The organism is Zavarzinella formosa DSM 19928, assembly GCF_000255705.1.
Classification (GTDB): Bacteria; Planctomycetota; Planctomycetia; order Gemmatales; family Gemmataceae; genus Zavarzinella; species Zavarzinella formosa.
In genome coordinates, this window is record NZ_JH636442.1 from 192159 (window position 1) to 201641 (window position 9483).

A 9483-nucleotide genomic window follows, 5' to 3' on the forward strand; every position below is an offset into this window, starting at 1 on the left:
CTCTGGAAACCCCAAGACGGACCGTTCCGCTTATCGCCGGTTGGAGTCTGGTGTCAGTCTTCCCTCATTTTGGGCCATTTTTAATGGCTCTAAATCGCTGCGCATTTGCCCAAAATCATCAGGCGACCCCTCTGTTTTTCCGGGGGTTTTGAAAAATAGTGTTCAGTTGGCCCACTATTTTGACCATTTTTGGGGTGTCCAACGTCCAAAAATGGTCGCCGGAGGGGTGTTTTTCGCTGTTTTTCGTTCACTTTTGGGGTGGATTTTGACCGGTTTTAAAATCGGGAAACCTCAATCCCTGTAGCCTCATCTCTCTCGCGAAAGCACCAGCCCGTTCGAGTTTTTTGATCGCATGAAAATGTTTTGTCTTTGCAAGTAGCGTGTGGGCGTGTTCCCGCCAACTCCCGATAAACACCAACCCTGATCGATCACCCGTTGATTACGATGGAACGCGAGAACTTGCGCCGGGTCGTCAGTCTGCGACATTCATTTGCGGCATTATTTCCAGTTCGACTCCGGGAATAAATCTAGAGTTGAATCTCCCCCCGCAAGCCCGTGTCGGGATTGGATGATTGCTTAAATCACCGCTGACGCAAGGCTTCTGATGTGCAAGATTAACCGAGCAACCGGCCGGGTGGCATTCACGCTGATCGAACTGCTGGTGGTGATTGCGATCATCGCCATCCTCATCGGACTCTTGCTGCCCGCCGTGCAAAAAGTGCGGGAGGCCGCCAACCGGGTGCGCTGCACCAACAATCTGAAACAAATCGCATTGGCCTCCCACAATGCCCATGCGATCCACGGCCGGTTGCCTTGCGCGGTGGGACCATACCCCGGCACGAGCGCGTTCGGCGGGTACTTCTACCACCTTCTGCCGTTCATCGAGCAGGATTCGCTCTACCAAAACTCGTATTACGCCGGCTCGTATTTTGTCGGCAACAATCAGACGTTCGCGCAGCCCGTCCGGCAGTTTGTCTGCCCGTCCGACCCGAGCGCCCCGGCCGACGGACGGACAGTGGACCTTTACGGGAACATCTGGGGGGTCGGCAGTTATGCGGTCAACACCCAAATTTGGGTGCGGACAGGACAGTCATGCCCGCCGGCTCCGGCGGAATATCAGCCCCGGCTGGATGTCGATTTTCCGGACGGAACTTCTTCCACCATTTTGTTCACTGAAAAATACGCCCGTTGCTCCAATCAAAGTTTCCCAATGGGGGGAAATTTATGGGGGAATTATCTGGGCGACCCGAGCATGTTTTCGTTCCTGGCCGGGTACGGCGTTCCGCTGAACGGGTATTGCGTTGGCCCGTCGTCCAAGTTCCAGGTCCGGCCGGCCCCGTTTGACGGAAATTGCGACCCGACTTTGGCCTCGTCCCCCCATTCCGGCGGCATCCAAGCCTGCATGGTGGACGGGAGTGTCCGATATCTTTCCTCGTCCATCACCGGGTTCACTTGGTGGTATCTGACCACCACCCAAGGAGGAGAGGTCATCCCCGCCGATGGCCTCTGAGAGATTAGAGTTCCAAGTTCAGAAAGAACGACTCGCCGAAACTTGAACAACCAGGTAACTCCACCATGAACATTCATGCGGCTGTCCGCAGACTGCTATTTTTTGCCATGCCGCTCGCCTTCCTGACCGCAGGCATGACCGGTTGCGACCGGTCTGGTGACTCGGTGACGGGCAAGGTGACGTTCCGGGGCGGTCAACTGAGCAATGGCGCCGTGATTCTCTACTGTGAGAACCAGCAAATCATCCACGGATTGATCGGCTCGGACGGAACGTATGCGATTCCGAATGTCCCGCACGGCCGGGCTCGCGTGACGGTGCGAGTGCCCGCTCCGCAGAAGGAATTGTGGCGGAACCGGCCGCAATTGCCGAAGGCGAACAATGGCCCGATATTCCCCAATTCCACCCAGTCGGACAAGGTTCGCTCAACACCGCCGATCCCGGCCCGGTACGAACTGCCCGAGGAATCCGGACTGGCCGTGACCGTCAATAGCGGTGTGACAGTGTTCGACATTAACCTTGCCAAGTGACCCCAAAAACTCCATTGGATTGTGGTTTGCTCATGACCTTTTCTCCCCCATCGTCCCGTTGGCTTCGGGCCTTGACCGTCGCGAGTGGCGGCCTCCTGGCCTGCCTCGGCGCGGCGGTGTTGGCCGCCTGGGCGACCGGGGGGCTGGTTCTCATTCAACTGCACATGCAGTTTGATCCGCTGCACTATAACGCGGCCATTGGCTTGGTTGTCTGGGGGGGCGGGTTGGCGGCCGTCGCTCTCGGCGGTCGGCGCCCGGCCGTCATCAGCGGCGGGTTGTTGGTCGCCATCGCGGTCGTCGGGATCATCTGCGTGCTGACCGGCCGGGACTTGGGACTTGACGAGTGGGCGTTCCCGAAAAACGGGATGCTGCCGTCATTTCCGGCCGGAGGAGTGGGCCGGGCGACCGCCGGAGCCTTCCTGCTGGGCGGGGCGGGATTGATTCTGATGGCCCGCCGGTCGCGGATGATCGCCGATCACATGGCCTTGGCCGCCATCGGGGCCTCGCTGTTGCTTGGGACCGTCGCGATTGTCCTCAACTCGCAACTTGAACTTGGTTTTCGCCGGCATTCCGGTCCGCCTCTGTTGGTGTGTTTCGGCGCCGTCCTTGCCGGAGCGACTTCGCTGGCAGGCGTCCTCCCGACTTCGCGGGCTGTTTGGGCCGGGTTTCCGATTGCCCGGGCGGTTCCGGTCATGGTCTGGCTGGCCGGGATTGTCGGCACCATTATCGTGTGGCTGACCCTGGACGCCCAGCAGACCCAACGGATCGGGCGGGACATTCAGTTCGAGGCGTCTCAAACCCATCATGTCTTGGAACAGACGCTTGCGGAATGGCTCAAAACGTTGGGATCGGCGGCTGAGGAGACGCAGGCAGATCGAAAACCCCGCGAGGCCGTGTTTGACAACATCGAGATGTCTTTCCGCCTCCGGCCGGGCACATTGGGGATCGGGCAGGTCGGCCCGGCCCGGCAAATCCGGTGGCTTGAGGCCATGCCCAACTCCCGGCTCACGGACCAGTTTGAAAACTTGGGGGCGACCGCCGATCTTGCCCGGTTGATTGAGGCCGGTGAGCCGGGAATCGCCCTGGCCCAGCGATCCTCTTGGAACGGGAGGTGGATAGTGGTTGCCTACGCCCCCGTCCGGCCGGGATCGGCGAAACACGGCGGACTGGTGAGCGTGATTCCGGTCCAGACACTGCTGGAAAACATCTTGAACTCGCAGACGGCCTCCGGGTACGCCATCGAGGTTTGGGCCGGCGAAGAACGCATTTACGGCCGGACAAACACCGACACCCGGTTCAAGGACGAGTACGCGGAGCCTTTTCAAGTCCGAACCGGCCGTCTGCAATGGGTGCTGAAGGTTTGGCCGACCGAGGCCGCCCTCCAGCGGGAAAGCCTGTCGCTGCCCCGCGCGGCGCTGGCGGTGGGCGTCATCATGGTCACGCTGTTCTCCCTGGCCATCCATCTGGCCCAAACCGCCCGTCGCCGAACCCGGACACTGGAGAAGGAAGTCCGGGAGCGGGTCGCGGCCGAGACGGCGCTCCGGTTGAGCGAAGTGGAATTGCGACAGGCCAAGGAGGCCGCCGAGGCGGCGAGCCGGGCGAAGAGCGAGTTCCTGGCGAACATGAGCCACGAGATCCGCACGCCGATGAACGGCATCCTCGGCATGACGGAACTGACCCTCAACACGGACCTGACCCGCGAGCAGCGGGAAAACCTTGGCATGGTCAAAACCTCGGCCGATTCGTTGTTGCATGTCATCAACGACATCCTCGATTTTTCCAAGATCGAGGCGGGCAGGCTCGAACTCGATCCGATTCCCTTTTCCCTGCGGGACAACCTCGGCGCCACGGTGAAGACGCTGGGGCTGCGAGCCCATGAGAAAGGGCTGGAACTGATCTGCCATATTGGCGCGAATGTGCCGGACGGGCTGATCGGCGACGCACTTCGGCTGCGGCAAGCCGTCACCAACCTGATCGGGAACGCCATCAAGTTTTCCCGTCGCGGGGAAGTGGCCGTGCGGGTCGAGTCGGAGAGAGAATCCGCCGAGACGGTTGAGCTTCGCTTCACGGTGAGAGACACGGGCATTGGCATCCCGGCGGACAAGCAACAGGTGATTTTTGAGGCCTTCACCCAGGCGGACGCTTCGACGACTCGTAGCTACGGCGGCACCGGCTTGGGGCTGGCCATCACGTCGCAACTGGTGAGCCTGATGGTAGGGCGGGTCTGGGTTGAGAGCGAAGTCGGCAAGGGGAGCGCCTTCCACTTCACGGTTCGGCTCAAAAAACTGTCGGGGCCTGCGCCGAAACCCCTGGACGGCCGCGTGGATTTGGAGCGGTTGCCGGTTTTGGTGGTGGACGACAATGCCACCAACCGCGCGATGCTGGAAGAACTGCTCGCCAACTGGCGGATGTGCCCCGTCGCCGTGAGCAATGGGATTTCCGCCGTCGCCGCCATGAAGCGCGCGGTTGCCGAGGGGAATCCGTTTCCGCTTGTTTTGCTTGATGCTTTCATGCCCGAAGTGGATGGTTTTGCGATCGCCGAGCAAATCAAGCACGACCCCGAACTGGCCGGGGCCACGATCATGATGCTTTCCTCGGCCGACCGCAGCGGCGATGCCTTCCGTTGTCGGGAGTTGGGCGTCGCTTGTTACCTGCGCAAGCCGATCACCCAAGCCGAATTGTTTGATGCCATCCTCACCGCGATGGGGGCCGCGCCTTTGGAAGAGAACGAGGCGCCTATTACGGCCGTGGCCGGGGCAACAAAGGGGCATCAATCGCTTCGCATCTTGCTCGCGGAGGACAACGAAGTCAATCAGGTTCTCGCGGTTCAGACATTGCGGAAACGCGGGCACACCATCGTGGTGGTCGGCGACGGCCGGGAGGCTCTGGCCGCCCTTGGGCGGGAAACGATTGATCTCGTCCTCATGGATATTCAGATGCCTGTGATGGATGGTTTCGCCGCAACCGCCGCCATTCGGGAACGTGAAAAATCGACTGGCGGCCGTATTCCCATCGTGGCCCTGACCGCCCACGCCATGAAGGGGGATCGCGAGCGTTGTCTGGCGGCCGGCATGGATGCTTATGTCACGAAGCCGCTGCGAGCGGACGAACTCTTCGCCGCCATTGCGAAACTCATTCCCGATGCCTCCGAGGCCAAGGTGCCGGCGACCGTCTGCATCCCAATCGCCATCGAACGACCGGCCGAGGCGGTGTTTGACCCGGCCCGTCTCCTCGCGCGTGTCGAAGGAGACGGGGAGTTGCTCCGGAAAATGATCAGCCTGTTCTCCGCGCAGGCCCGGAAACTGCTCCCCGAGATCCGTCACGCCGGCGAACGCCACGATGCGAAGATCTTGGAGCGGTTCGCCCACAAACTCAAAGGCTCGATGGGAAGTTTCGGCGACGACCGCGCCACCGAGGCGGCCCGGCGGTTGGAACTCATGGGGCGCGCGGGGGAGTTTTCTCAATTCGGGAAAGCAGTCGACGAACTGGATCATGAAGTGGCGCGCCTTCGGGAAGCGCTGACGAAATTTATTGAGGAGGGCGCCGGATGCGCATCTTGATTGCTGACGACGATGACGTTTCCCGCCTCGAACTGGAGGCACTGCTCACCCGCCATGGCCACGAAGTGGTGGCGGTTTCCGATGGCACGGAAGCTTGGGAAATCCTGCAAGGCGAAGACCCGCCCCGGCTGGCCGTCCTCGACTGGCTGATGGAGGAGATGGACGGCGTGGAAGTCTGCCGACGAGTGCGCGAACGCCCCGAACTCCGAGACGTTTATTTGATTTTGCTCACGTCCCGCGCGGACAAGAAGCATATTCTCACGGGTCTTCAGGCCGGCGCCAACGACTACGTCACCAAGCCGTTTGACCGCGACGAACTGCTGGCTCGCGTGCGCGTTGGCTCGCAAATGATCGGCTTGCAAGCCGAACTGACGGCGAGGGTGCTGGAATTGGAAACCGCCCTGACCCAAGTGAAGCAGCTTCAGGGGCTGTTGCCCATTTGCTCGTACTGCAAGAGCATCCGTGATGACAAGAATTACTGGCACCAAGTCGAGTCTTACGTCCGGTCCCATTCCAAGGCGGAGTTCAGCCACGGCATCTGTCCCGGTTGCTGGGAATCGGTCGTCAAGCCTCAGTTTTTGGTGGAGGGCATTGCGCTTCCGGAATAAAGGCGGTCGAAGCTTTTCCACCTTGAGAAAACCGAATTTTGTTTAATCAAACTCATCGCCCGCGAAGACTTCCGGCCGGGTGGTCTCGCATGTCGAAACGCCGTCTGAACTCACGTCGAATCGCTAGCTTCATTTGAACGGTGAGGCATCGCCACACGAGTCGCGGTTCCCGTTCATCTTCTCCAAGTTTTCGTCCTCGTCAAACTCACTCATTCGAATTCCGGCAAATTTGGCAGAATAAAGCCTGACTGGCAAAAAATACCGTTGACTTCGGGGACGCGCCAGTCAAAACTAAGAACTTGTCGCCGGTGACTTGCTCCGTGATTCGCTTCGAGTGTTGCCCCATGGACGACGAAAATTTTGGCGGCCTCTCCGATACGCCTCCGCTTCCTCCCAAAGTTCCCCCGCTTCCTTCCCGGTCGGCGGTGCCCGCCGGGGAACTTCATTGGGGGTCGGTGGGGACGCACGATGTCCGGCCCGCGAACAGTCATTCAGACTTGTTTCTGCTCATCCGCACGGTCGAGGGGGGCGTCACCTATTATTCCCCCCCGGCAGGCGGGGAGTGGACGCCGCTGGAAAGCCCCATCCAGTTTCAAATGATCTGGCACGGCGACCCGGCGGGTTCTGCCAGTCTCGGAGGAATGGGCCGGGCGTTGCGCGAAGCCAAGCAATCCCGTGGAAGTTTGGAACCCGGCGACAAGCGGTTGCGGGCGTTTGACGAATCCGTCAGCCTGTTTTTGCAAACTGTTGCGAAACTTCATCAAGCCAGTTGGACCTGCGGCCTCACACATCCCGGCAACATCCACATCCGCCGCAACGGGTCGGATGCGCTGGCCGTTCCCGTCGATCTCGGCTTCCTTTGGGAAGGCGACATTGGCGAACCAACTTGGCTAACCCCCGGCGACAATGACGCTTATTGGGGCAGCACCCCACGCGAACGGCAATACGCCTGGCAGGCCGGCCCCGAGAAAATCGCCGACGATGTGAAGGTGGTCGCCCGCATCATCGCCGGGGCGGTCCTCGGCCGGGCTCCGTCGAAATCTCGTCCCTCGCACGCCGAGTTCTGGGGCGTGATCGCCGCTGCCCTCGCGGGCGAAATCGCCACGGCCAGTGAGTTGAAGCAAGCCCTCGCGGAAAACCCGCCCAGCGGCCACTTTGTCGATGCCCCCAAGCCTGTTACCCCGCCGCCGGTCAATGGTGGCGGTTCGGGAGGTGGCTCGAAACTCGTGCCCGCGCTGGTGGCTCTCGGCGTTTTGGCGGCTGTCGGCGGTGGCGTATATTTCGCCATGAGCAACAAGGACAAGAAGGACGATCCCACCAAGATGGTGGAGAACGACAAAGAAAAGAAAGAATCCAAGTCCGAGGGAACCACACCGGCCAAGACACCGGAGCCTAAGAAAGCTGGCGGCGAGACACTGGAAAACAAAAAAGACCCAATCACTCCCCCGAAGACGCCGAAGAAGACGCCGGGAGGCATCATCCCGAAACTAATGCCTCCCGTCGAGGTTCCCGAATCGTGGAAGGATCTGCTGAACAAAATCGCAATGACTGATCCGGGACAACTCGGCACCCTCTTGAAAGATGCCTTGGACAAGATGACGGACGCTCCGAAGGAAGAACAAGACAAGATCCGGCCATTTCTCGAACAAGCCCGGCAAGAATATTTCGCCGAATGGGCGGCCAAATTCCATCAAACCCAAACCGAAGCGAAGACCGACATCGGTCTTCTAATCGCCGAGGGCCAGATGAAAACACTCATTGATGATTACACAAAATACTTGTCGAAGCACCCGGCAACCGACGAGTCACAATCCCAGGAGGAAAAAAAATGCCTAGACTTAGCCAGCAAATTTTTGCGGCAATTACAATTGCGATAACAGCGCTTGTCGGAATGTCCAATGTGGCCAGCGCCCAAGTGGACACTCAGTTGGACGGCGCTCCGTCCACGTTGTTCTTGCTGGTCCGCACGAAGGCGACTGAGAAACCCAAGAATTTGCACACCAAGTTCCAACTTGGTCTCGATTACACGACGAACGAGGAGCTGCCCGGAAACCGGTGTAAATATACCACTCTCGAAACGCCCCAACTCATCTCGCCCGCCACCTACGAAGCGATTAGTCGCATCTTGGGCAGTGATTTCACACTGGCCCCGGAACTCGCCACAGAATTGTCTTGGCGAATGCTGCCGGCTCAAGACATGCAATGGGAGTTAAAGCTGCCGAATCCCAAGCAAGTGTTGAAGGAATTGACTGTGGTCTACGGCCAAGATCGCGAGGTGAAATATTTATCCCCAAATGAAAAGGGGGATCGAGAGAAAACCTTCCGAATGATTACGCCGGGCCGGTATGCCGTCCCGATAAGCTCCGACGAGAATCCGAAGAAATATTCAGGCATCATAATGGAGCTGGACGCGCAAAAAAATGAAGTGGTTGAAAAGCCCATCGAACTCAAAGAGTTCCCGCAACCCGACCGTTTTTACTCCATCACGATACGCGGCTTCAGCGGCAGTCAAAGCTCGCTGTTCAGAAATTTGCAGAACAAAAAGATCGTTCCAGGCGGGCTGGAAAGCGTGGCTCCGGTCACAAATTATTCATTTGCGTTTGCGAATCTCGTTTCAGACAGCATGCCGCCGCAAGCCGTTTTTAATGGCACCGATTACGTGGCCCGTGTCTCGGCGGAAAAGGGTGGTTCAACCAAAAATGTCTGGATCTTATTCCCTTTGACTGAGGAAAATGCAAAGAAAGAAGCTGCGAAAATCAATGCAATGGGGATTGAGGAAGTCTCCAAACACATCCGCGCCTCCACAAATGTCGCGTCGACTGCCCAATCGCCGATTGTTGATCCGAAAACCCCCGCGACCTACTTCCAGTTATCCGACATTTCTGGTGGTAATCTCACGGAGTTTGGGCGGAACATTCCGTTAAAGGACTTCGAGGGGCTGGCCAAAAATTTCCCAACCGTACATCGCTTGATCGTGTGGGAGTTCGACAACGGTAAAACCCAAACGGCTGTGGAAGTCACCGTAAATAATGCAACAGCCAACACCAGGGCCGAAAAAATTGATGGTCTTTCAAATGCAATCGAGGCGAAATTAAAGAAAGACAAACCCGCCAAGGATCCCAAGAAAGACGAAGACTCCAAAGATCTTAAGAAGGATGAGACTCCCAAGAAGGATGAGACGCCCAAAGAGCCGGAAAAGAAGTAACGGATCGGACGGTTGATGGCGAGCCGGGCCGCGTGAGTGCTCGGAGACTTTCAGACTCCGGGCGCTCACGCGG

Annotated in this window: 7 protein-coding genes; all 7 read left to right on the forward strand. The window is 58.8% G+C overall.

The genetic code is table 11. The features are described 5' to 3' along the window. The coding region (locus BGIM_RS67225) for a hypothetical protein (protein ID WP_238537701.1) at positions 1 to 304 on the forward strand (304 nt) is incomplete at its 5' end. Positions 305 to 604: 300 nt separating this feature from the next. Beyond that, positions 605 to 1510 (forward strand): DUF1559 family PulG-like putative transporter, encoded by a 906-nt coding sequence (locus BGIM_RS58005; RefSeq protein WP_020471899.1) that lies wholly within the window; start codon positions 605 to 607, stop codon positions 1508 to 1510. Between the two features lie 65 nt (positions 1511 to 1575). Continuing rightward, on the forward strand, positions 1576 to 2037 hold the full coding sequence (locus BGIM_RS51765; protein WP_020471900.1) for a carboxypeptidase-like regulatory domain-containing protein: 462 nt from the start codon (positions 1576 to 1578) through the stop codon (positions 2035 to 2037). 71 nt (positions 2038 to 2108) lie between these two features. After that, complete coding sequence (locus BGIM_RS58010; RefSeq protein ID WP_162136275.1) at positions 2109 to 5597, forward strand: hybrid sensor histidine kinase/response regulator; 3489 nt, start codon at positions 2109 to 2111, stop codon at positions 5595 to 5597. Continuing rightward, on the forward strand, positions 5585 to 6205 hold the full coding sequence (locus tag BGIM_RS0122035; RefSeq protein WP_020471902.1) for a response regulator: 621 nt from the start codon (positions 5585 to 5587) through the stop codon (positions 6203 to 6205). Before BGIM_RS58010 ends, BGIM_RS0122035 begins: the two co-directional genes overlap by 13 nt. A 344-nt stretch (positions 6206 to 6549) precedes the next feature. Next, entirely contained in the window at positions 6550 to 8082 is a 1533-nt protein-coding gene (locus BGIM_RS0122045) for a hypothetical protein (protein WP_020471903.1), read from the forward strand. Continuing rightward, on the forward strand, positions 8034 to 9410 hold the full coding sequence (locus BGIM_RS0122050; protein ID WP_157369338.1) for a hypothetical protein: 1377 nt from the start codon (positions 8034 to 8036) through the stop codon (positions 9408 to 9410). The genes BGIM_RS0122045 and BGIM_RS0122050 overlap by 49 nt, the downstream gene beginning before the upstream one ends. Positions 9411 to 9483 lie beyond the last annotated feature (73 nt).